The organism is Streptomyces sp. NBC_01450 (assembly GCF_036227505.1).
Lineage (GTDB): Bacteria > Actinomycetota > Actinomycetes > Streptomycetales > Streptomycetaceae > Streptomyces.
Genome location: NZ_CP109480.1, coordinates 8,481,534 through 8,505,049 on the forward strand (window position 1 = coordinate 8,481,534; position 23,516 = coordinate 8,505,049).

Sequence of the window (23,516 nt, forward strand, 5' to 3'; positions counted from 1 at the left end):
AAGGGTGCGAGACTGGCCCGTATGGCGCTCGACCCGAACCCCCAGAACGGCCAGAAGAAGCTGCTGATCGTGCTCGGCGCGATGCTGGCCATCACCGTGATCATCGGCATCATCGCGTCGATCGCCTCGCCGTGACCACCGCCGCCCGCACCCCCTGAGGACGCCGATGGTGGGGCTAGCCCCCCTGTCCCCTAGGGGGTGAGTGTCAGGGTCAAGTGGGTGGATCACCGGATGGGTTGACGGCCCGGGAATCCGTAACTTCGAGTTGTGGCCGCGACGACGCGGATCACGGAGCACCCGAAGACCCACGGAGGCGGCATGTCGGCCCGTACGCACACCCGGCCCCACCCGGCGACCCCGGGCAGCGTGGACATCCGGCTGCCCTGGTGGGCCCTCGCCCTGCCCGCCCTCGCCTTCGTCGCCCTGCTGCTCCTGATACTGAACCCGGCGGACGCGCACGCCGCGGGCGGCGACCCCGCGATCACCCACATCTTCGAGCGCGTCCAGCAGACGGTGCTGCACCAGACCCCCTGAGCACCCCTGGGGGAGCAGGTCAACTCTCGGCGCCGCATGGCGTGTTTCATGCGAAGCTGGGACCCATGAGCGTCGCAGAATCCCGCAGGATTGTCCTCTTCCGGCATGCGAAAGCCGACTGGCCACAGGTGTCCGACCACGAGCGGCCGCTCGCTGACCGGGGCCGTAAGGACGCAGCCGTCGCCGGACGCAAGCTGGCCGACACCGGCATCCCGTTCGACATGGCCCTGTGCTCCACGGCGACCCGCACCCGGGAAACCTGGAAGCTCGCCGTCCACGAGCTCCCGCACCGGCCGAAAACCGTCTATGAGGAGCGGCTCTACGAGGCCTCGCCCGGCGAGCTGATCGCCGTACTCAACGAGACCCCGGACGACGCGCACAGCGTGGTCCTGATCGGCCACAACCCCGGCATCCAGGGCCTCGCCGACATTCTGGCCGGACAGGCCGAGGGCGACACCCGCGCCCGCATGGCCGCCCACGGCTTCCACACCGGCGCCTTCGCCGTGCTGTCCTTCGAGAGCTCCTGGAAATCCCTGGAGCCCGGGGTGTGCACGCTGACCGACTACTGGGCGCCGACCGAGTAACCCACCCCGACAGGGACGGGGGCCCGGCACCAGTACGGGATGCTGTTGGTTAATTCGGGCCTGTGCGTGACGTCGGCCTTCAAGACCCGGTTGTGGTCTTGAAGGCCGACGTTGTCGTATGGGGTGGGTGCGGATGTCGATGCAGCCGAAGGGGTCTGGGGAGATCCCGGCGGAGACGGTGCGGGTGGCGCGGGCCGCGTTCCCAAAAGGGAGCCTGGCGATCCGGGTGCGGGACGAACTGGGGTCGTTGTTCAGCGACGAGCAGTTCGCCGGCCTGTTTCCTGCGCGGGGGAAACCGGCTTGGTCACCGGGGCGACTGGCGATGGTGCTGGTGTTGCAGTTCGTGGAGGCGCTGACCGACCGGCAGGCCGCGGAGGCGGTGAGGGCTCGTATCGACTGGAAGTACGCGCTCGGGCTGGAGTTGGCCGATGCCGGATTCGACTACTCGGTGCTCTCGGAGTTCCGGGACCGGCTCGTCGGAGCCGACGGCGGCCGGGAGATCCTGGACACGGTCCTGGCGGCCGCCCGGCGACAGGGACTGATCACCGCCCGGGGCCGGGCACGGACCGACTCCACCCACGTGCTGTCCGCGGTGCGCGAGCTGAACCAGCTGGAACTGGTCGCGGAAACCCTGCGCTCCGCGCTGAATGCCGTAGCTCTGGCCGAGCCGGGCCGGCTGAGCGCGTGCGCCCGGCCGGAATGGTTCAAGCACTACGCCACCCGGGCCGAGGACTCCCGTTTCCCCAAGGACCGGTCTCGCCGGGACCAGACGTATCGGCGGGTCGGCGACGACGGCATGCACCTGCTGCGGAACGTCTGGGCCCAGGACGCGCCACCGGGCCTGCGGGAACTGCCGGAAGTCGAGGTGCTGCGGCAGGTGTGGGTGCAGTACTTCCACCTGGTTGACGGGGAGGTGGCCCGCCGGGACCCAAAAGACCGGCCACCGGGCCTGATGCGCCTGGTGACCCCCTATGACCTGGAAGTTCGCACCGGCGGAAAGCGCGACATCAACTGGGACGGTTACAAGGTCCACCTCACCGAGACGTGTGAGGACGACACCCCGCATCTGGTCACGGGCGTGGTGACCACCCTGGGCAGTGTCTCTGACGACCGGATGGCCGCCCCGGTCCACGCAGAACTCGCCCGGCGGGATCTGCTGCCGGGCGAGCACTGGGTGGATACCGGCTATGCCAACGGTGGCGCCTTGGTGACGGCCGGCCGTGACCATCGGGTCGACCTGCACGGACCGCTGAAAGCGGTGACCGTGCCGCACGCCCGCGGCGATGCCGCCTTCGGCCAGGACGCGTTCACCATCGACTGGGACAACCAGCACGTGACCTGCCCGAACGGCGTTGTCAGTACGCAATGGGCCCAGCGCAACTCCGAGGAGGGACTGCCGACCATCCGGGTCCGGTTCTCTCCGGCCGACTGCGGCACCTGTCCCCAGCTGCGGGAATGCGTCAACTCCGCCAAGCCTCGGCGGCGGGAGATCAACCTCCGACCCCGCGACGAATATGAAGCACTCCAGCAGGCGCGAAAGCTCCAGGCGACCGACGGGTGGAAGGACCGCTATAAGATCCGTGCCGGCGTTGAAGGCACCATCTCCCAAGCAGTGAACGCCTGCGGCCTGCGCAGAACCCGCTACCGCGGCCTGGCGAAGACCAGTCTCCAGCACCAGCTCACCGGCGCCGCCGTCAACCTCATCCGCATCAATGCCTGGCTCACCGGCACACCAAGAGCCCGCACCCGCACCAGCCCCCTGACAGCACTCCGCCCCGCCGCATAACGACGGGGCGAAGCAACCAGGCCCGAATTAACCAACAGCATCCAGTACGGTACCGGGCCCCCGTAGACGTATGTCCGGGCCGCAGGGCTTGTCCGGCGGATCTGCCGGAGACGCGGGCCCCTATCGATGTACGTCAGGCCCTAGTGCCGCGACAGGCGACGTTCGCCCCGTCGCGACGCCCGGCACGCTCCCCCACTGCCTCAAGGGCGTGGGCGGTGCCCCCACTCGCCGCACCGGCCGAAAGCCCAAGTACGTCCGGTCCGTCGACGGGGCCTTCCGGCCGGCACTCCCCCAGCCTTCGGCCGGGGGGACCCCCAGAGCACGCACCGGACGCCGCTCCTTGACGGGCAAACGTTGCCTGCCGCGGCACTAGTGGTCGCCGAGGTGCATGTCCGCCGCCTCGACCTCTTCGCGGGTGACACCCAGCAGATACAGCACGGTGTCCAGGAAGGGGAAGTTCACCGCGGTGTGCGCGGCCTGGCGGACGACGGGCTTGGCGTTGAAGGCGACGCCGAGACCGGCCGCGTTCAGCATGTCGAGGTCATTGGCCCCGTCGCCGATCGCCACGGTCTGGGCGAGCGGCACCCCCGCCTCGGCGGCGAACCGGCGCAGCAGCCGCGCCTTGCCCGCGCGGTCCACGATCTCCCCGGTGACCTTGCCCGTCAGCTTCCCGTCGACGATCTCCAGCGTGTTGGCCTGCGCGAAGTCGAGCCCGAGCCGCTCCTTCAGATCGTCCGTGACCTGCGTGAATCCGCCCGAGACGACACCGACTTGGAAGCCGAGCCGCTTCAGCGTACGGATCAGGGTGCGCGCGCCCGGCGTCAGCCGTACCTCCTCGCGCACCTTGGCCACCACCGACGCGTCCAGCCCCTTGAGCAGCGCCACACGCGCGTGCAGCGACTGCTCGAAGTCCAGCTCCCCGCGCATCGCGGCCGCCGTCACCTCGGCGACCTGGTCCTCGCACCCGGCGTGCGCGGCGAAGAGCTCGATCACCTCGTCCTGGATGAGCGTCGAGTCCACATCCATGACGACCAGGCGCTGCGCCCTGCGGTGCAGTCCCGCCGCCACCACCGCGATGTCCACTCCGAGCGCCGCGGCCTCGGTCACCAGCGCGGTGCGCAGCGCCTCGGTCCCCGTACCGGACACGGCGAACTCGACCGCCGTCACCGGGTACTTGGCGAGCCGGAAGATACGGTCGATGTTGCCGCCGGTCTTGGTGATCCGGGCGGCGATCGCGGCCGTCGACTCCGCCGTGAGCGGATGCCCGAGCACGGTGACGAGGGACCGCCCCAGACCGCGCGGCCGGTTGTCGCCGAGGCCGGAGATGATCTCCGCCTGCATCTTCATCGACTCCGCCCAGCTGTGGACGGTGGCCCGCAGATCGCCCTCCAGGCCGACCGACGGCTCGGTCACGAGCGCGCACAGCACGATCCGGCCACGGGTGACGACCTGCTCGATGTCGACCACCTCGACGGAGTAGGCGGCGAGGGTGTCGAAGAGTCCGGCCGTGATACCCGGCCGGTCCTTGCCGAAGATCTTGACGAGGAGAGTGGGGACCTCGGGGGTCTGCGAAGCGCTCATGGTGACTCCACCGTATCCGGCACCCAGTGCCTTCCGCCCCTGAGGTCCGTCCAGCGGACGGGGAACACTGGGTGTCGCAGCGGTGTCGAGCACGTTGCCCGGCAACGACGGTCAGTGACGGTCAGTCCTGCCGCCCCGGCCCGGGCGGCCCGGGATGCCCCTGGTCGGGCGGCGGCTGCGGCGGAGGCGGCACCTCGCGCCCCCGTGGCCGCCGCTTCTGCGGACCGGGCGGCGGCGCCATCGGCCGGACGACCGTCGGCGCGCCGTACACGTCGTCGGGCGGGCGCGGCCGCTCGGCCGGCCGGCCCTCGGCGGGATCCCGCAGCTCGTCGGGCAGCCGCAGATACGGATTGGTGTCGGGGTTCGCCGGCCGGTACGGCGCGCTCGGGTCGTACGGGCCGGGTGTCCCGGGCGGCCCGGGCGGCCGGGGTGTCCCGGGCGGTCGGGGGAGGTCGGGGGCGGGTGCGGCGACCGGAGGACCGGCGTCACCCAGTGCCAGCGGCGCCGCGCGCCGTCCCGCGGCCCCGCTCGCGTACGCCAGCAGCGCCCCCGCCGCCCCCGCGCCCGCACCCCACGCGGCGCCGAGCAGCAGCGCCATGCCCAGCTGCCCGTGCAGTCGGATTCCGGCGCCGAACGCGTCGATGCCGAACACCGACAGCGAGGCGTCCACGGACACGTCCGTCAGCCACGCCAGCAGCGGCAGTGCCAGCGCCGTCACGATGCCGAGCCGAAGAGCGCAGCGCCCGGCGAAACCGAGGGCACCCCGTCCTCGTACATCGGGAGCAGCCGGTGTTCCCACCGAAGCCGCACCCTGCCCCCGTACAAAAGGCGTACGCGAGGCGGCGAGGACGCCCGCGAACAGCATCATCACCGCGGCCGCGACCCCCAACAGCCACACCCGTCCGTCGAGTTCGGCGAGCCGGCCCAGGGTGACGGGCTGATCGGAGTCGACGCTCAGCAACCGGTCCAGGGGGTGGGGGAGCAGCTTGGCGAGTTCGCCGGTGGCCTTGCCGTCCCAGGGCACGAAGAGGCCGATCGGGATGCCGAGCCACACCCCGTTGGGCGCGCCGAGCAGCGCGGCGCCCGCGATCAGCTTGGGATGGGGATCGTCGATCGCCGCGTACGCCGCCGCCGCGAGCCCCGCCAGGACCGCCACCAGGACCACCGTGACCAGCGCGGACGCGGCCGGGCGCACCACCCGGTGCACGCCCTCCCAGCCGCGCGGCAGCGGGGTGCGCCGGGAGGCGAGCAGGGCGATCACCAGGATTCCGGCCGCCCAGGCCGCACCGCCGAGCAGCGTGGGCACCGTGTCGACCGTGAAGCCCACGGCCGCCTGCGCCTTCACCAGGTCGCTGATCTTGCCGGGCAGCAGTCCGCCGAGGTCCCCGAGCCCGCCGGGGAGCTTGTCGGTGATGTTCCCGAGGCCGCCGCCGCCCGTCACCCGGTCGAGGCCGAGCTTGCTCCCGTCGATCGTGATGACGTCGTGCCCGGCCCAGGCGAGCCCGCCCAGCGTCGCCACGAACAGCACGACCACCGAGCCCGCGCGCGCGAGGAGTTCGGACGGCGCGATCACAACTCCCGCCCCGCGCAGGGAGCGCAGGAAGAAGAAGGAGAGCAGGAGCGCGCCCACCAGTCCCACGCCCAGTGGCGTGATCTGTATGGCCGTGTGCGCCTGTGCCCCCTTCAGACCGAAGGCCGACACATCGCCGGACGGTTTGACCGCACCATTGGCCCCAAGGGCCACCACCGCCGCGGTCATCGGCCCGAGCGAGCCCGCCGCGTCCGCTCCGACCAGATGCAGACCGAGCGCGGCCGTGCCCGCCATCCCGATCAACGCCCAGCTCACCGAGGCGATCGCGGACAACAGCACATCCCCCCACGGCAGTCGCCTGCCGTGTCCCACGGTGTCGATGCTCATCGTCAGACCCCCCGATCCGCGCCGCGGCGTCATCACCGCGGATGTCCCCCTCGCGTGGGATTACCACTCTCCGGTCCGGTTTCAACCCCGTCAACGGAAACGGGCAACCCGCCGGTGCGCGCTCGTCACATGGCCCGACTTTCGGTCAGGGGGCTGCTCCTGAAATAGTTCCCCCCGATGTTCGACATCCCTAGACTCCCTGTGATGGGGGAACTTCGGGGGACAACTCAGTGGGGCATGGAGTGCCGGAACTCGTACTGGAATTGAATGGACGGACCTGGACGCTCGATGCGTCCAGGCCATACACCCTCGGACGTGATCCGCAGGGGGACATCGTGCTCGAGGACGCCAGAGTCTCCTGGCGTCACGCCACGATCAGCTGGGACGGCCGGAGTTGGGTCGTCGAGGACCACGGCAGCACCAACGGCACCTTTGTACAGGGGCAGCGGATCCACCGGACGGAGATCGGCCCCGGTTCGGCCCTGCATCTCGGCAACGCGACCGACGGGCCGCGCCTGAACCTCTCCGGTGCCGCGGCCGCTGTCGCAGAGCCTCAGCAGCAGCCCTACGCCGCGCAGGGCGCGAGCCCCGGCTGGGCCCAGCAGGCACCACAGCAGCAGACGCCGGAGCAGAGTCACCAGCAGCCGCAGCCGCAGCAGCCCGCGGCGCGAGTGCCGCAGCAGCAGGGACCCGGTGGTGGCGCGGGGGCGCCGCCGGTCTACGGCGACCGCAGCCCGACCACCTTCTACCAGCTGGACCTCGGCCGGGTGATGCGCATCGGTCGTGCGCTGGAGAACGAGCTGGTCGTCTCCGACCTCCAGGTCTCGCGCCACCACGCGGAGTTCCACGCGACGCCCGACGGCCGCTTCGAGATCCGCGACCTCGGCTCGCACAACGGCACGTACGTCAACGGTATGCCGATCGCCAAGGGCGGCTCGGCGCTGCTCGGCCCGAACGACATCGTCGGCGTCGGACACTCGACGTTCCGCCTGGTCGGCGACCACCTCGAGGAGTTCGTCGACACCGGTGAGGTCTCCTTCTCGGCCCGCCATCTGACGGTGACGGTCGACGGCGGCAAGCAGATCCTCAAGGACGTCTCCTTCGGCGTCCCCGAGAAGTCGCTCATCGCGGTCATCGGCCCCTCGGGCTCCGGCAAGTCGACGCTCCTGAAGGCGCTCACGGGCTACCGCCCCGCCAACCAGGGCGACGTCCTCTACGACAACCGGAACCTGTACAAGCAGTTCGCCGAGCTGCGCCAGCGCATCGGTCTGGTCCCGCAGGACGACATCCTGCACAAGGAACTCACCGTCAAGAAGGCCCTCAAGTACGCGGCCAAGCTGCGCTTCCCCGCCGACACCACGGGCGAGGAGCGCGAGGCGCGCATAAACGAGGTGCTGCGCGAGCTGAAGCTGGACATCCACAAGGAGAAGAAGGTCACCTCCCTCTCCGGCGGCCAGCGCAAGCGCGTCTCGGTGGCCTTGGAGCTGCTGACCAAGCCGTCGCTGATCTTCCTGGACGAGCCGACCTCCGGTCTCGACCCGGGCATGGACCGCGACGTCATGCAGCTGCTGCGGGGCCTCGCCGACGACGGCCGTACGGTCCTCGTCGTCACGCACTCCGTGGCCGAGCTCGCGATCTGCGACAAGCTGCTGGTGATGGCACCGGGCGGATCGGTCGCGTACTTCGGTCCGCCGGAGGAGGCGCTCAACTTCTTCGGCTACGAGACCTGGGCCGACGTCTTCTCCGCCTTCGAGAACTACCGCGACTACGACTGGGCGGGCCGCTGGAAGGGCTCGCAGCACTACCAGATGTATGCCGCGGACATCGACGCCGTCGCCCCGCAGTCGGCCAACGTGACGCCGCCGCAGGCGATGAAGCCGCCGAAGCCGCAGGGCTGGTTCTCCCAGCTCAGCACGCTGGTACGGCGCTATGTGTCGGTGATCGTGTCCGACAGGGGCTTCCTGGCGCTGACGGTGATCCTGCCGGCCGTGCTCGGCGCGGTGAGCCTGCTCATCGACCCGGACAAGACCCTGCTGGTGAACGCGCAGGTGAACCCGAAGACCGGCGCGCACATCCCGAACGGCACGGCCACCACGGTGCTGCTGATCCTCGCGGTCGGCGCGTGCTTCGCGGGCGCCGCGAACTCCGTACGCGAGCTGATCAAGGAACGGGTGATCTACGAGCGGGAGCGCGCGACGGGCCTGTCCCGCTCGGCGTACCTGATGTCCAAGGTGGTCGTGCTCGGTGTGATCACCGTGCTGCAGGGCGCCCTGGTCGGCGCCATCGGGTTCACCAGCCGCACCAAGCCCACCGAGGGCCTGGTCTTCGGCAACTCGGTGCTGCTGGAACTCTCCATTCCGATCATGGCGCTGGGCTTCACCTCGATGATGTTCGGCCTGGTGATCTCCTCACTGGTGAAGACGTCCGAGAAGACCATGCCGCTGCTGGTCATGTTCGCGATCATCCAGGTGGTGTTCACGGGCTGCCTGTTCATCCTGAACGGCAAGATCGGCGTCAACGAGTTCTCGTACCTGATGCCGTCGCGGTGGGCGGTCGGCGCCGCCGGTGCCACGCTGGACTTCAACAACATCAGTCCGAACACGGACGACCCGTCCAGCACGGACCCGCTGTGGAACCACACGGCGTCGGCCTACGGCATGGACATCGTCGCGCTGCTCGTCCTCGCCGTCGTCTGCGGCTTCTTCGTGGCCCGCTTCCTGCGCCGTCACGAGCCCGAGGTCATGCGCAAGTAGTCCCGCGCGTACGCACGCCGAAGGGCGGCACCCCCGCCGGGGTGCCGCCCTTCGGCATACGTGTCAGAGGTCCGCGCAGGCCTCAGTACGCGCTGTTGACGTTGTCCATCGAGCCGTACTTGTCGGCCGCGTAGTTGCAGGCGGCCGTGATGTTGGCGACCGGGTCGTAGATGTTCCACGAGGTGCCGGGCACGTGGTAGGCCTTGAACGTCGGCGGGATCACCTGGAGCAGGCCCTTCGACGGGATGCCGTTGATGGCGTTGATGTCCCAGTCGTTGATGGCCATCGGGTTGCCCGAGGACTCGCGCATGATGTTGCGGTGCAGGCCGTTGTACGAACCCGGGATGCCCTTGCGCTTCATGATGTCGAGCGACTGGCGGATCCAGCCGTCGAGGTTGTTGGCGTACGACTTCGTGGCGACCGTCTTCAGGGCGACCGTCTCGATCGCGGGGCGCTGCACCGAGCGGCTCGCGGCCTGCACCGTGCGCACGTTCTCGGCAGCCTTCCTGGCCACGGCCTTCTTTGCGGCGGCCTCGTCGGCGGCCTTCTTCGCTGCGGCCTCCGCGGCCTTCTGCTCGACGGCGTCGGCGGCCGCCTTCTTCGCCGCGATGGCCTGGGTCTTCAGGCTCGCGCCGGCCAGCTGGTCCGTGAGGCGCGCCTGCACGTTCTTGATCGGGTGCTGGCTGAAGGCGACCGGGGCCGCGGAGATGGCGGCGTCATCCGTGGTGGTCTGCGTGTGGCTCGGCGCCGCCGAGAACGCGAGGGCCGCGGCGCCCAGCGCGCCTACGCCGGCGAACGAGAGCTTGCGGACCTTGGTCAGCTTCGGACTATGGCCAGGAGTGCGGGTGTTCTTGGTCATGGCTGATGGACCTCTTCGAATAGCGCGGAGGTCGCTCTCGGTCCGGTGGGGGACAGAGTGTTTCCGGAACTGGCGCCGAGGGGGTGAAACCCGCGGTGCTGAGCGACGGAGGCAATTCTTAGCGGCCGCAAAATACTGTGGCAAAGGTGTGACGTACGACGGCAGGTAGTAGGGGCAGTAAGGGCAAATCGGGGCAGACTGTCACGTCTTCCCCGCTCACTATGGGCGGCTTTATCTCCTATGCGCCTTCGTACGTGATGCGCGCCCTATGTGCGGGGTCACATCGACCCTACGGAATTGTCACCAGCAGTTGCTGGAGCAACGCTCAGTGTGAGGGCCCTTCCTCTGGAAGGACGAGGTGCACGTCCCCGAACTCGTGCCAGAGGTAGAGCCCGCTCAACGCCGCGGCGTAGCCGCGCTCGATCGCCGCCCGTCCCGCGATCGCCTCCAGCATCAGCAGATGCGACGCCTCCGGCTCATGCAGTCCGGTCAGCAACCCGTCCACCACCCGCACACCCCGCTCTGGGGTCACCACGAGGTCCGTCCAGCCCTTCCGGGCCCGGACCACCCCGCCGTCGTCGACGGCCGACTCCACGGCGCGTACGGCCGTCGTACCGACCGCGAGGATCCGCCCCCCTCCCGCTCGCGCGGCGTTGATCAGCCGGGCCGACGCCTCGGGCACCTCGTACCGCTCCGGGTACGGCGGCTCGTGCGCCTCCGCCGACGCGACACCGGTGTGCAGCGTGATCGGCGCGAACTGCACGCCACGGCTCACCAGCTCCGCCACCAGGCGCGCGGTGAAGGGCCGTGCCGCGCTCGGCATCTCCGCACTGCCGCTGCCGTCGGCCGACGGCAGCGCGAACACCGTCTGATAGACGGACAGCGGCTGGTCCCGCCGCGTATAGGAATAGCGAATGGGCCGCCCGTGCCGCCGCAGCAGCCCGAGCACGTCCGGATCCGACACCCGCCCCCACCACAACCGCGAGCCGCACGGCGTCAGCGGCTCCTCCAGTACGAGGCGTACGTCCCCGGCCAGGCGCACCTCCGTATGCACGGGCCCGCCCGCGCGCGCACGTGTGGTGCCCTTTCCATCGGGATCCCGCAGCTCGACGGCCCACCGTCCGTCATCGCCCCGCGTGGAGAAATGCACCACCACACGCGCGTGCCCGATCCGCCCGTCCACGGCGGCGGCCAGCGTGGGGGATGTGTTGACGATCAGCAGATCCCCCGCCCTCAGCCGCCGCGGCAGCTCGACGAAGGCGTGATGCGACACCTCCATGCCGCACGACACGAGCAGCCGTACGGAGTCCCGGTCCCGCCCGGGCCCACGCTGCTCGGCCGGCACCCGCGCCGACCGCTCCTCCGGAACCCGCACGGTCGTCGTCATCGCACCTCCAGCAGCGCCGGAGCGCCGTACCGGCCACTGGCGGGGCGCTCGTCCAGCAGCCGCAGAAAGGCCGGAACCACGCTGTCCGGCGTCGGCCGCGGACCGTCGTCGTCCGGTACGGCCGCCGCGTACAGGTCCGTGCCCATGTCCCCGGGATCCACGGCCCACACCCGCAGCCCCGGCTCCTCCTCGCCGAGCACGGCCGCCAGATGGTCCAGAGCGGCCTTGGACGCCCCGTACCCGCCCCAGGTCTCGTACGCCTCCGCGGCCGCGTCCGAGCTGACGGCGACGACCGCACCCGTCTCCGCGGCCCGCAGCAGCGGCAGCGCCTCCTGGACCAGGCCCAGCGCCGCGACCACGTTGACCTCCAGGGCGTGGCGCAGCCCGTCCAGGGGCAGGTCCTCCAGGCGCACCAGCGGCTCGGCGCCCAGCGCGCTCGCGTTGTTCACCAGCAGGTCCACGCCGCCGAGCCCCCGGGCCGCCGCCACCAGCTCGGCGCGGTGCCCGGCGTCCCCCACATCCCCGGGCAGCGCCTCCACCCGGGTCCCGTACACGGACAGCGCCTCCGCCGTCTCCTTCAGCACCCCCGTGGTCCTGGCGTCGAGCACCAGATCCCAGCCGCGCTCCGCCAGGGCCGCGGCGAGCGCCCGCCCCAGCCCCTTCGATGCCCCCGTGATGATCGCTACCGGCATGACGTCCGTCCCCTCGTCCCAGCGCCGCCGCTCCCGGCGGACGCCTTCAACGTAGGAACCGAGCCGCCCCGCCGCCTCGTGCGCGGGCCCCAATGACCTGGGGCCCTTCGCCCTAGGCCCAGCGGCCTAGGCAGCCGCCACCACAGGTCGGATACGCACTGTCACACCCCGCCGGTACTTTGGGGACATGAGCCAAGGCCCCCGGTCCGGTCTGTACGCGGTGAGCACCGCGCTGCTGGCCATGAGCAGGCACCTCGAGGTGCGTGACGTCCTCAAGACGATCGTCGCCTCGGCCCGCGAACTGCTCGACGCGCAGTACGCGGCGCTCGGTGTACCCGACGACCACGGAGGCTTCGCCCAGTTCGTGGTCGACGGCGTCAGCGACGCCCAGTGGAAGGCCATCGGCCCGCTTCCGCGCCAGCACGGCATCCTCGCCGCGATGCTGCACGAGGCCCGCCCCGAGCGTCTCGCCGACGTGCGCACGGACCCCCGCTTCGAGGGCTGGCCGGCCGCCCACCCCGACATGTCCGACTTCCTGGGCCTGCCGATCCGCGACGGCGACGAGGTCATCGGCGCCCTGTTCCTGGCGAACAAGAACAAGAAGGACTGCTCCACGCCGGCCGACGGCTGCGGCTTCACCGAGGACGACCAGGAACTCCTGACGATCCTCGCCCAGCACGCGGCGATCGCCCTGACCAACGCCCGCCTCTACGAGCGCAGCCGCGAGCTCACCATCGTCGAGGAGCGCTCCCGGCTCGCCCATGAGCTCCATGACGCCGTCAGCCAGAAGCTCTTCTCCCTGCGCCTGACCGCGCAGGCCGCGGCCGCCCTCGTGGACCGCGACCCCGCCCGCGCCAAGGGCGAACTGCACCAGGTGGCCATGCTCGCCGCGGAGGCCACGGAGGAACTGCGCGCCGCCGTCATCGAGCTGCGCCCCGCCGCCCTCGACGAGGACGGCCTGGTCGCCACCCTGCGCACCCAGATACAGGTCCTCGACCGCGCCCACTCCGCGCGCGTGACCTTCGCCGGCCACGGGGTGCGGGCGCTGCCCGCGGCCCAGGAGGAGGCGGTGCTGCGCGTCGCCCAGGAGGCCCTGCACAACGCACTGCGGCATTCTGGAGCCGGCCGGGTCGACGTCACCCTGGAGAAGCGCGGCACCGGCACCGTCCTGCGCGTCAGTGACGACGGCAGCGGCTTCGAGCCCACGGCGACACGCACCGCGGGACGCCACCTGGGCCTGGTCTCCATGCGCGACCGGTCGAGCGGGGTCGGCGGCACCCTCAGTGTGGAATCGGCGCCCGGAAAGGGCACCACGATCGAGATGGAGGTTCCTGGTGGCTGAGGCAATCAAGGTGCTGCTCGTCGACGACCACCAAGTGGTCCGCCGGGGCCTGCGCACCTTCCTCGAAGTGCAGGACGACATCGAGGTCGTGGGTGAGGCGTCCGACGGCGCCGAAGGGGTCGCCCGCGCCGAGGAGCTGAAGCCCGACGTCGTCCTCATGGATGTCAAGATGCCGGTAATGGACGGCATCGACGCGCTGCGCAAGCTCCGCGAGCTCGCCAACCCCGCGCGCGTGCTGATCGTCACCAGCTTCACCGAACAGCGCACGGTCGTCCCGGCCCTGCGCGCGGGCGCCGCCGGCTATGTCTACAAGGACGTGGACCCCGACGCCCTCGCCGGGGCCATCCGCTCCGTGCACGCCGGGCACATCCTGCTGCAGCCCGAGGTGGCGGCCGCCCTGCTGTCCCAGGAGGAGGCCAACTCGGGCCAGGGGAGAGGCGGTTCACTCACCGAACGGGAGCGCGAAGTGCTCGGCCTGATCGCGGACGGCCGCTCCAACCGGGAAATCGCACGCGCGCTCGTCCTCTCCGAGAAGACCGTCAAGACGCATGTCTCGAACATCCTGATGAAGCTCGACCTCGCCGACCGCACGCAGGCCGCGCTCTGGGCCGTACGCCATGGGGCGGCGGGCTGATCGGCCGCGCGGCGGCGACAACTCGGAGGGTTCCGCTCCGGGCTGAGATTCATACCGTCGTGTGTATGTCACCCGGTTGGCGCATCCTCCGGGGATCTCGGCCGTTCTCCAGTGCGTGCCGCGGCGACTGCCGCGGTGATCGCTAGGGAGGGCTCAGAAGTGAAGAACCTGAAGAAGGCCACGGCTGTCGCGATGGTGGCCGGCGGGCTGGTCGCCGCCGGTGCCGGTATGGCCTCCGCGACGGACGGCTCGTGGGCGGGCGGCAGCGCCCAGGGCTCCCCGGGCGTCGTCTCGGGCAACGTCATCCAGGCCCCGATCCACATCCCCGTGAACGCGGTCGGCAACAGCGTGAACGTCATCGGCGCCCTGAACCCGGCCTTCGGCAACCTGGGCCTCAACCACTGAGACCCACGCCTCACCACCCCCACCGGCCTCCCAGGATTCTCCCGGGAGGCCGACTGCCGGTCCCTCCGGGGGCAGCGGGCTGGGGGGGGCAGGGGCGCAGCCCCGCCCCCAGGGGCGCGGGGAACTGCGCGCCCAGCCCCCACTCACCCGCACCCAAAGAACCCACCCGGGGGTCTGGGGGCGGAGCCCCCAGGGACGGGATGGGACGGGTAGGGGCGGCGGGGGCGGAAACAACCCTCAGCGCACCCCCCGCTCCCGCTCCTCCACGAACGCGTTGTACGCCGCGACCTGCGCCCGCCGAGCCGTCCGCTCGACCGGCCGCAGCGCCACCGCCCGCGCGGACATCTCCGACGCACTCACCGCCCCGCCATGCCCGTTCTCGTACGCGACGGAGATCAGCAACCCCACCCGCTGGGCCAGCTCCAGCACCCGCACCGCACGCGGCGGATACCCGGGCGCCAACACCTCGCGCCCCCGCTCGGCCCGAGCCCGATACGCATCGACCGCCGCCTCGGCAACCGGCCCCGACCCCGCCACGTCGAGTCGCGACAACACCTCCGTGGCCTCCCGCAGCGCCTCCGCGAGCTCCCGCTCGGCCTCCCCGAGCGAGGGCACATCCGCGGGCGGCGCCTCCCGCACGGCGAGGCAGTGCCACACCACCTCGACATGGACATCACCGTCGGGACCGGCCTCGTACACCTCGGGGACGAGCCCGAGCGCCGCCCCGTGGCAGACCACCGCCTCCTCCGCCTCGAGGGCCCGCGCATTGAAGTCCGGCGGGCCGCTCAGCCCGAGCGGATGCCCCGGCGCGGGCAGCGCGACCCGCAGTCCGGTCACCCCGAGCGCGCGCAGCCGGCCGAGGGCGAGCGTGAGCCCGACGGGGCCGGACTCACCCGGCAGCCCCTCGACCCGGTGCACCGCGTCCTCACCGACGATGGCGAGCACCGCGTCATCCGGCGAAATGAATCCGGCCAAAAGGGCATTTCCCCATGCGGCCAAGCGTCCTGAGCGTGGTTCCGAGAGCATGCCTCCACCCTAAGGACCGACCGATGGATGGGAGCGCCCGACCGGTGGCGTAGGTTTTCCCTGGGGGCTGCGTCCACAGACGTAAGCGACGGCCGAGACTGCAATGGGAGACAACGCGCTCATGAGCGATGTACTGGAGCTGGAGGACGTATCCGTGGTCCGAGAGGGCCGGGCTCTGGTGGACCAGGTCTCCTGGTCGGTCAAGGAGGGGGAGCGCTGGGTCATCCTCGGCCCGAACGGCGCCGGAAAGACGACCCTCCTGAACCTCGCCTCCAGCTATCTCTTCCCCAGCTCGGGCACCGCCACCATCCTCGGCGAGACCCTCGGCAAGGTCGACGTCTTCGAGCTGCGCCCGCGCATCGGCGTGGCGGGCATCGCCATGGCCGAGAAGCTCCCCAAGCGCCAGACCGTCCTGCAGACGGTGCTGACGGCCGCCTACGGCATGACCGCGGGCTGGCACGAGGACTACGAGGACATCGACGAACAGCGCGCCCGCGCCTTCCTCGACCGCCTCGGCATGAGCGACTACCTGGACCGCCGGTTCGGCACGCTCTCCGAGGGCGAGCGCAAGCGCACCCTGATCGCCCGCGCCCTGATGACCGACCCCGAGCTGCTCCTGCTCGACGAGCCCGCCGCGGGCCTCGACCTCGGCGGCCGCGAGGACCTGGTCCGCCGTCTCGGCCGCCTCGCCCGCGACCCGATCGCCCCCTCCATGATCATGGTCACGCACCATGTCGAGGAGATCGCTCCCGGCTTCACCCACGTCCTGATGATCCGTCAGGGCAAGGTGCTCGCCGCGGGCCCGCTCGAGCTCGAACTCACCTCGCGCAACCTCTCCCTCTGCTTCGGACTCCCGCTCGTCGTCGAGCAGGTCGGCGACCGCTGGACCGCGCAGGGCCTGCCGCTGTCCTGAACACCCGGTACGAGCCCCTTCTCTGCCGATCTGCGCCCTGTCCGCGCCCGGTCCGCGGACCTACCATGACCACGTGAACGACATCAACGCGTGGGTGTGGTGGCTCGTCGGCGCGGCCGCGCTGGGCATTCCGCTCGTGCTGACCGCGATGCCGGAGTTGGGCATGCTCGCCCTCGGCGCCGCGGCGGCGGCGGCGACAGCGGGCCTCGGCGGCGATGTCGTCCTTCAGGTGGTCGTCTTCGCCGTCGTCTCGTTCGCGCTCATCGCCGTCGTACGTCCCGTCGCGGCCCGACACCGCGCCCAGCGTCCCCAACTCGCCACCGGAGTCGAGGCGTTGAAGGGAAAGCAGGCCATCGTCCTGGAGCGGGTGGACGGTTCGGGCGGTGGCCGGATCAAACTCGGCGGAGAGATCTGGTCGGCGCGCGCCCTCGACATCGGACAGGCCTACGAGGTGGGCCAGGAGGTGGACGTCGTGGATATCGAAGGAGCCACGGCGATTGTGATGTGACCTCGTGCGACGCAAGTGAACCGAACGCCCCACGTGGCAGACGACGGTCTGTCAGACTCGTCGAGCAAGATCTTCAACAACCATAAGATCTTTCGGAATTACCGAGGCGGAGAAGGGTACGGGGAGCATCGATGGCACCAATCATCATCGTCCTGATCATTCTGGTGGTGTTGGTCTTCATTGCCCTGATCAAGACCATCCAGGTCATCCCACAGGCCAGCGCGGCCATCGTCGAGCGTTTCGGCCGCTACACGCGGACCCTGAACGCGGGCCTGAACATCGTGGTCCCGTTCATCGACTCGATCCGCAACCGCATCGACCTGCGTGAACAGGTCGTGCCGTTCCCGCCGCAGCCGGTGATCACCCAGGACAACCTGGTGGTCAACATCGACACGGTCATCTACTACCAGGTGACCGACGCGCGCGCCGCCACCTACGAGGTCGCCAGCTACATCCAGGCGATCGAGCAGCTCACCGTCACCACTCTGCGCAACATCATCGGTGGCATGGACCTGGAGCGGACCCTCACCTCCCGCGAGGAGATCAACGCGGCCCTGCGCGGCGTCCTCGACGAGGCCACCGGCAAGTGGGGCATCCGCGTCAACCGCGTCGAGCTCAAGGCGATCGAACCGCCCACCTCCATCCAGGACTCGATGGAGAAGCAGATGCGCGCCGACCGTGACAAGCGCGCCGCGATCCTCACCGCCGAAGGTATCCGCCAGTCGCAGATCCTCACCGCCGAGGGTGAGAAGCAGTCCGCGATCCTGCGCGCCGAAGGTGAGGCCAAGGCCGCCGCCCTGCGCGCGGAGGGCGAGGCACAGGCCATCCGTACGGTCTTCGAGTCCATCCACGCCGGCGACGCCGACCAGAAACTCCTCGCCTACCAGTACCTCCAGATGCTCCCCAAGATCGCCGAGGGCGACGCCAACAAGCTCTGGATCGTGCCCAGCGAGATCGGCGACGCCCTCAAGGGCCTGAGCGGCGCCATGGGCAACTTCGGCCCCATGGGCGGCGGTTCGGGCAACGCGGGCACCGAGCGCCGCGAGAAGCCGTCCGTCACCGACTGACGCCCTGGTCCCTACGACGATGGGGCCCACCTCCTGCCTTTCGGCGGAGGCGGGCCCCATCGTCGTAGGAACTGCCGGACCTAGGCTGCGGGCTGGGCCAGCCACTCCGGGAGGGCGTCGAGGTCGTCCCGGCCCAGCGCCAGCAGCATCGCGTCCGCGGGCGTCGGCTCGAACGGCTGCCGCAGCAGCGGCATCCCCGCCTGCTCCGGAGTCCGGGCCGCCTTGCGGTGATTGTCCTCCGCGCAGGACGCCACCGTGTTCAGCCAGGAGTCCTGACCGCCCTGCGCACGCGGCACCACGTGGTCGACCGTCGTCGCCCGCCTTCCGCAGTACGCGCACCTGTGCCGGTCGCGTACGAGCACACCGCGCCTCGACCACGGCGCTTGTCTTCGGAAAGGCACCCTCACATACCTGCACAGCCTGATGACCCGGGGCACGGGTATGTCCAGCGCGGCGCCGCGCATACGGAGTTCGGGGTGGGCCTGCTCGACGACAGCCTTGTCCTGCAGCACCAGAACGACGGCTCGGTTCAACGTCACCGTCGACAGCGGCTCAAAGCTTGCGTTCAGAACCAGCGTGTCCCGCATCCAGCCCACCTCCCGTGCGCACCGGCCCACCCCCTGGCGGGCTTGGATCAACTCTGGCCGGGCACGCCGAGATGGACAACGCAATAAAAATGCCCGCCCCTGATCACTTCCAAGACCAGAGGCGGGCAAACGTTCAGTGAACGTGTGTCTTCACCGCTTTACGCGGGAGACGCGTACTCACCCATCAGCTGGGCGCGCGCCAACGTGTGGAACCGCAGATTGAATCCCACGACGGCCGGCGACACCTCCGCGTCGGGACCGAGCTTCTCCTGATCCACGGCGTACACCGTGAACACATACCGGTGCGCAGGATCCCCGGCCGGCGGCGCGGCGCCACCGAAGTCCTTGGAGCCATAGTCGTTGCGCACCTGGACGGCGCCCTCCGGCAGCCCCTCGAACTTGCCGCTGCCCGCACCCGTCGGCAATTCCGTCACCGAAGTGGGAATGTCGAACACCACCCAGTGCCAGAACCCACTCCCCGTCGGGGCGTCCGGGTCGAAGCAGGTCACGGCGAAGCTCTTGGTCTCCTGCGGGAACCCCTCCCAGCTCAGCTGCGGCGAGGTGTTCCCGGCCGCGTAGACCTGAGCGTCCTTCAGTACCCCACCGACCTCGACGTCCTCGCTGGTGACCGTGAAAGCCGGAACGGGCGGATGGAAGTCATGGGGAAGCGGCGGCCTCTTGGGCTCGGTCACGTCAGAACCTCCTGAACGGCGGAATCTATCGACCTGAGCCTAGGTCCTGTCGTCGAATTCCCGTCGTCCGCCCGAAGGGCGGGCCCGGCGGCGTCAGGTGCGTGCTCTCGGTGTGCCGGGCGCAGACCCTCGTACTGGATGTACTGGGGTCTGTGCCCGGTGCGGCGAGTGGGGGTACCTCCCACGCCCTTCAGGCAGTGGGGGAGCGTGCATGGCGTCGCGGGGCTGGGGGCACCTCCCGGCCGAAGGCTGGGGGAGGGAATTTGACGACAGGGCCTAGAACCAGCTGCGCTTGCTGCCGACCTCGGACAGCCACTGGTTCAGGTACGCGGCCCAGTCCGTGCCCTGGTAGTCGTGCAGCCCCACTCGGAAGGAGCGGTACGAGTCGCTGCCCTCACTGAAGAGGCCCGGCTTCTTGTCCATCTCCAGGATGACGTCCATCTCGTGGTCGTCCGCGACGAAGCTCAGCTCGACCTGGTTCAGCCCGCGGTACTGCGAAGGCGGGAAGAACTCGATCTCCTGGTAGAACGGCAGCTTCTGCCGGGTGCCCCGGATGTGACCGCGCTCCATGTCCGCGTTCTTGAAGCGGAAGCCCAGCTGGATGAAGGCGTTCAGGATCGCCTGCTGCGCCGGCAGCGGGTGCACGTTGATCGGGTCCAGGTCACCGGAGTCCACGGCACGCGCGATCGCCAGCTCGGTGGTCACACCGATGTGCATGCCCCGCAGCGGCTGCCCGTCGATCGTGGTGATCGGCGTCTCCCACGGAATCTCGAGCCCGAAGGGAACGGCGTGCACGGAACCGGCCTGCAGCTCGAAGGCCCCACCGAGCCGCAGCTTGGTGAACTCGATGTCCTGCTTGTACTCCTGGTCGTCGTGCCCCTCGACCTCGACCTTGGCCTGGAGCCCGACCGACAGCCCCTCGATGGCCTGGTTCACGGACCCGCCCTGGATCCGCACCTCACCCTGCACGACACCGCCCGGAACGACGTTGACCTCGGTCAGCACTGTCTCGACCGAAGCCCCACCGGCTCCCAGGCTCGCAAGCAGCCGCTTGAACCCCATGTTTCTTCCTCCCCAGGCAACGCCTGTGCTCCGTCGTACATCCGTCTGGATCCTTGATCCCTACAAACGCGATCCGGCCGCGGCCGGTTCCGCGCCCCCACCCTTACAAGGAGGACGCTCCCTGACCACCCGCGGACACGCACTCGTGCATGCCCGTGCGCACGGTCCCTCACCCGGCCACATCCGTCCGGGCGACTGGACTACGCTCATAAGCCATGATTGCGGCCCCTGACCGTACGCCCATCACCCGGGACTTCTTCGACCGCCCCGTACTGGAGGTCGCCCCCGACCTGCTGGGACGCACCCTCGTCCGCACGACACCGGACGGTCCGATCGAGCTGCGTCTCACGGAGGTGGAGGCGTACGACGGCCCGAACGACCCCGGCTCCCATGCCTATCGCGGCCGTACGGCCCGCAACGGCGTGATGTTCGGTCCGCCCGGGCATGTATACGTCTACTTCACCTACGGCATGTGGTTCTGCATGAACCTGGTGTGTGGTCCGGAGGGCAACCCGAGCGGGGTCCTCCTCCGTGCCGGAGAGATCACCGAGGGCGCCGAACTCGCTCGCAAACGTCGACTATCAGCCCGAAATGACAAGGAACTGGCCAAAGGGCCCGCGCGCCTGGCCACGGCACTCGGCGTGGACAGGGCCCTCGACGGCACCGACGCCTGCGCCCCCGAGGGCTCCCCGCTGACCCTGCTGACGGGCACCCCCATCCACTCCGACCAGGTACGCAGCGGTCCGCGCACCGGAGTGGCCGGCGACGGGGGCGTCCACCCCTGGCGCTTCTGGGTCGCCAACGACCCCACCGTGAGCCCTTATAGGGCCCATACGCCACGCCGTCGCTCAACTTGACGCGTCCCTGGGGGGTCCGTAATGTAGCCCGAGCCGCTTGAACCGGGTACGGCGTTCAGCCAGCAGCCGGAAGTGGCCAACCCACTACCTACGACTTCCCCTCAGCGGGGGGTAATTCGGCGTGCCTGCATGCTCGAATTCCAGCCCGCCGAACTCGATTATGAGTTGCCGAGGGAGTCGGCTAGCGTAGTGAATGTCGAAAGGCCGCGAAGCGAAAGCGCTCAAAGCCAGAAGACGGAATCCCTCTCCGACAGGGAATCGGACGCGAAAGAGTCTGATACAGTCGGACCCGCCGGAAAGGGAAACGCGGAAGCGGAAACCTGGAAAGCACCGAGGAAATCGGATCGCGAAACGGTCTGATAGAGTCGGAAACGCAAGACCGAAGGGAAGCGCCCGGAGGAAAGCCCGAGAGGGTGAGTACAAAGGAAGCGTCCGTTCCTTGAGAACTCAACAGCGTGCCAAAAATCAACGCCAGATATGTTGATACCCCGTCTCCGGCCGATCGGCTGGGGCGAGGTTCCTTTGAAAAAGTCCTGCCGGGCACTGCCTGGTAGGCGCACAGCGAGGACGCTGTGAACCGGGAGGATTATTCCTCTTCCTGGTTCCGCTCTCGTGGTGTCGTCCCGATTACGGGAAAACATTCACGGAGAGTTTGATCCTGGCTCAGGACGAACGCTGGCGGCGTGCTTAACACATGCAAGTCGAACGATGAAGCCCTTCGGGGTGGATTAGTGGCGAACGGGTGAGTAACACGTGGGCAATCTGCCCTTCACTCTGGGACAAGCCCTGGAAACGGGGTCTAATACCGGATAATACCTGCCTGGGCATCTGGGTGGGTTAAAAGCTCCGGCGGTGAAGGATGAGCCCGCGGCCTATCAGCTTGTTGGTGAGGTAGTGGCTCACCAAGGCGACGACGGGTAGCCGGCCTGAGAGGGCGACCGGCCACACTGGGACTGAGACACGGCCCAGACTCCTACGGGAGGCAGCAGTGGGGAATATTGCACAATGGGCGAAAGCCTGATGCAGCGACGCCGCGTGAGGGATGACGGCCTTCGGGTTGTAAACCTCTTTCAGCAGGGAAGAAGCGAGAGTGACGGTACCTGCAGAAGAAGCGCCGGCTAACTACGTGCCAGCAGCCGCGGTAATACGTAGGGCGCAAGCGTTGTCCGGAATTATTGGGCGTAAAGAGCTCGTAGGCGGCTTGTCACGTCGGGTGTGAAAGCCCGGGGCTTAACCCCGGGTCTGCATTCGATACGGGCTAGCTAGAGTGTGGTAGGGGAGATCGGAATTCCTGGTGTAGCGGTGAAATGCGCAGATATCAGGAGGAACACCGGTGGCGAAGGCGGATCTCTGGGCCATTACTGACGCTGAGGAGCGAAAGCGTGGGGAGCGAACAGGATTAGATACCCTGGTAGTCCACGCCGTAAACGGTGGGAACTAGGTGTTGGCGACATTCCACGTCGTCGGTGCCGCAGCTAACGCATTAAGTTCCCCGCCTGGGGAGTACGGCCGCAAGGCTAAAACTCAAAGGAATTGACGGGGGCCCGCACAAGCAGCGGAGCATGTGGCTTAATTCGACGCAACGCGAAGAACCTTACCAAGGCTTGACATACACCGGAAACGGCCAGAGATGGTCGCCCCCTTGTGGTCGGTGTACAGGTGGTGCATGGCTGTCGTCAGCTCGTGTCGTGAGATGTTGGGTTAAGTCCCGCAACGAGCGCAACCCTTGTTCTGTGTTGCCAGCATGCCCTTCGGGGTGATGGGGACTCACAGGAGACTGCCGGGGTCAACTCGGAGGAAGGTGGGGACGACGTCAAGTCATCATGCCCCTTATGTCTTGGGCTGCACACGTGCTACAATGGCAGGTACAATGAGCTGCGAAGCCGTGAGGCGGAGCGAATCTCAAAAAGCCTGTCTCAGTTCGGATTGGGGTCTGCAACTCGACCCCATGAAGTCGGAGTTGCTAGTAATCGCAGATCAGCATTGCTGCGGTGAATACGTTCCCGGGCCTTGTACACACCGCCCGTCACGTCACGAAAGTCGGTAACACTCGAAGCCGGTGGCCCAACCCCTTGTGGGAGGGAGCTGTCGAAGGTGGGACTGGCGATTGGGACGAAGTCGTAACAAGGTAGCCGTACCGGAAGGTGCGGCTGGATCACCTCCTTTCTAAGGAGCACTTCTTACCGATCCCTTCGGGGTGAGGTCAGAGGCCAGTACATCAGCGAATGTCTGATGCTGGTTGCTCATGGGTGGAACGTTGATTATTCGGCATTTTCGGTCATCTCAGGCTGTGAGTACTGCTCTTCGGGGCGTGGAAAGCTGATCATGG

At 68.9% G+C, this 23,516-nt stretch carries 20 protein-coding genes, 1 rRNA gene and 1 pseudogene; 13 read left to right on the plus strand and 9 right to left on the minus strand.

Annotated elements, in window-relative coordinates; genetic code table 11:
• Positions 1–21 precede the first annotated feature (21 nt).
• The 4 genes from OG568_RS37690 to OG568_RS37705 all read left to right on the plus strand — a co-directional run bounded on the left by OG568_RS37690 (position 22) and on the right by OG568_RS37705 (position 2,904).
• Positions 22–135: an SGM_5486 family transporter-associated protein gene (locus tag OG568_RS37690; protein ID WP_266415559.1), complete on the plus strand. Its 114-nt coding sequence runs from the start codon at positions 22–24 to the stop codon at positions 133–135.
• Between the two features lie 183 nt (positions 136–318).
• Positions 319–534: a hypothetical protein gene (locus tag OG568_RS37695; protein WP_266634210.1), complete on the plus strand. Its 216-nt coding sequence runs from the start codon at positions 319–321 to the stop codon at positions 532–534.
• A 65-nt stretch (positions 535–599) separates the two neighbouring features.
• The gene (locus OG568_RS37700; protein ID WP_329534779.1) at positions 600–1,118 is read left to right on the plus strand and encodes a SixA phosphatase family protein; all 519 of its coding nucleotides are present in this window, start codon (positions 600–602) and stop codon (positions 1,116–1,118) included.
• A 133-nt stretch (positions 1,119–1,251) separates the two neighbouring features.
• Positions 1,252–2,904: an IS1182 family transposase gene (locus OG568_RS37705; protein WP_329534780.1), complete on the plus strand. Its 1,653-nt coding sequence runs from the start codon at positions 1,252–1,254 to the stop codon at positions 2,902–2,904.
• 369 nt (positions 2,905–3,273) lie between these two features.
• Here the strand turns inward: OG568_RS37705 and serB are convergent, their stop codons facing one another.
• Positions 3,274–4,485: a phosphoserine phosphatase SerB gene (gene serB / locus OG568_RS37710; protein ID WP_266415563.1), complete on the minus strand. Its 1,212-nt coding sequence runs from the start codon at positions 4,483–4,485 to the stop codon at positions 3,274–3,276.
• Between the two features lie 121 nt (positions 4,486–4,606).
• Positions 4,607–6,403, minus strand: coding sequence for a streptophobe family protein (locus tag OG568_RS37715; RefSeq protein ID WP_329534781.1), 1,797 nt, complete (start codon positions 6,401–6,403; stop codon positions 4,607–4,609).
• A gap of 242 nt (positions 6,404–6,645) precedes the next feature.
• On the opposite strand from OG568_RS37715, the gene OG568_RS37720 reads away from it, so the two are divergent.
• Positions 6,646–9,156, plus strand: a complete 2,511-nt coding sequence (locus tag OG568_RS37720) for an ABC transporter ATP-binding protein/permease (protein ID WP_329534782.1) — start codon at positions 6,646–6,648, stop codon at positions 9,154–9,156.
• A gap of 82 nt (positions 9,157–9,238) precedes the next feature.
• Here OG568_RS37720 and OG568_RS37725 read toward each other — a convergent pair whose 3' ends face one another.
• The 3 genes and pseudogenes from OG568_RS37725 to OG568_RS37735 form a co-directional block, all read right to left on the minus strand.
• Positions 9,239–10,015: a transglycosylase SLT domain-containing protein gene (locus OG568_RS37725; protein WP_329534783.1), complete on the minus strand. Its 777-nt coding sequence runs from the start codon at positions 10,013–10,015 to the stop codon at positions 9,239–9,241.
• Positions 10,016–10,315: 300 nt separating this feature from the next.
• Positions 10,316–11,402 (minus strand): annotated as a pseudogene (locus tag OG568_RS37730) (S-adenosylmethionine:tRNA ribosyltransferase-isomerase).
• Positions 11,399–12,094, minus strand: coding sequence for an SDR family NAD(P)-dependent oxidoreductase (locus OG568_RS37735; protein WP_329534784.1), 696 nt, complete (start codon positions 12,092–12,094; stop codon positions 11,399–11,401). Before OG568_RS37735 ends, OG568_RS37730 begins: the two are co-directional and overlap by 4 nt.
• A gap of 187 nt (positions 12,095–12,281) precedes the next feature.
• On the opposite strand from OG568_RS37735, the gene OG568_RS37740 reads away from it, so the two are divergent.
• From OG568_RS37740 to OG568_RS37750, 3 genes are all read left to right on the plus strand, one after another.
• A complete protein-coding gene (locus tag OG568_RS37740) occupies positions 12,282–13,436 on the plus strand; it encodes a GAF domain-containing sensor histidine kinase (RefSeq protein WP_329534785.1) in 1,155 nt (384 codons plus the stop codon).
• Positions 13,429–14,070 carry a response regulator transcription factor gene (locus OG568_RS37745; protein ID WP_329534786.1) on the plus strand — a complete coding sequence of 214 codons (642 nt, stop codon included), beginning with the start codon at positions 13,429–13,431 and terminating at the stop codon, positions 14,068–14,070. Before OG568_RS37740 ends, OG568_RS37745 begins: the two co-directional genes overlap by 8 nt.
• 159 nt (positions 14,071–14,229) lie before the next feature.
• The gene (locus OG568_RS37750) at positions 14,230–14,475 is read left to right on the plus strand and encodes a chaplin (protein ID WP_329534787.1); all 246 of its coding nucleotides are present in this window, start codon (positions 14,230–14,232) and stop codon (positions 14,473–14,475) included.
• A gap of 237 nt (positions 14,476–14,712) precedes the next feature.
• Here the strand turns inward: OG568_RS37750 and OG568_RS37755 are convergent, their stop codons facing one another.
• Entirely contained in the window at positions 14,713–15,501 is a 789-nt protein-coding gene (locus tag OG568_RS37755) for a hypothetical protein (RefSeq protein ID WP_329534788.1), read from the minus strand.
• Between the two features lie 121 nt (positions 15,502–15,622).
• Here OG568_RS37755 and OG568_RS37760 point away from each other — a divergent pair, with 121 nt between their 5' ends.
• From OG568_RS37760 to OG568_RS37770, 3 genes are all read left to right on the plus strand, one after another.
• A complete protein-coding gene (locus OG568_RS37760) occupies positions 15,623–16,414 on the plus strand; it encodes an ABC transporter ATP-binding protein (protein ID WP_266581582.1) in 792 nt (263 codons plus the stop codon).
• Between the two features lie 73 nt (positions 16,415–16,487).
• Positions 16,488–16,922: an NfeD family protein gene (locus tag OG568_RS37765; RefSeq protein ID WP_329534789.1), complete on the plus strand. Its 435-nt coding sequence runs from the start codon at positions 16,488–16,490 to the stop codon at positions 16,920–16,922.
• 131 nt (positions 16,923–17,053) lie between these two features.
• On the plus strand, positions 17,054–17,989 hold the full coding sequence (locus tag OG568_RS37770; protein WP_054230569.1) for an SPFH domain-containing protein: 936 nt from the start codon (positions 17,054–17,056) through the stop codon (positions 17,987–17,989).
• 80 nt (positions 17,990–18,069) lie between these two features.
• On the opposite strand, the gene OG568_RS37775 is transcribed toward OG568_RS37770, so the two are convergent.
• From OG568_RS37775 to OG568_RS37785, 3 genes are all read right to left on the minus strand, one after another.
• A complete protein-coding gene (locus OG568_RS37775) occupies positions 18,070–18,576 on the minus strand; it encodes an HNH endonuclease (RefSeq protein ID WP_067364630.1) in 507 nt (168 codons plus the stop codon).
• Positions 18,577–18,734: 158 nt separating this feature from the next.
• Positions 18,735–19,268: a YbhB/YbcL family Raf kinase inhibitor-like protein gene (locus OG568_RS37780; RefSeq protein ID WP_329534790.1), complete on the minus strand. Its 534-nt coding sequence runs from the start codon at positions 19,266–19,268 to the stop codon at positions 18,735–18,737.
• A 276-nt stretch (positions 19,269–19,544) separates the two neighbouring features.
• Entirely contained in the window at positions 19,545–20,330 is a 786-nt protein-coding gene (locus OG568_RS37785; protein ID WP_266415594.1) for a sporulation protein, read from the minus strand.
• Between the two features lie 215 nt (positions 20,331–20,545).
• On the opposite strand from OG568_RS37785, the gene OG568_RS37790 reads away from it, so the two are divergent.
• Together OG568_RS37790 and OG568_RS37795 are read left to right on the plus strand one after the other, a co-directional pair.
• Positions 20,546–21,187, plus strand: a complete 642-nt coding sequence (locus OG568_RS37790) for a DNA-3-methyladenine glycosylase (RefSeq protein WP_329534791.1) — start codon at positions 20,546–20,548, stop codon at positions 21,185–21,187.
• A 640-nt stretch (positions 21,188–21,827) separates the two neighbouring features.
• Positions 21,828–23,353 (plus strand): 16S ribosomal RNA (locus OG568_RS37795).
• Positions 23,354–23,516: the final 163 nt, after the last annotated feature.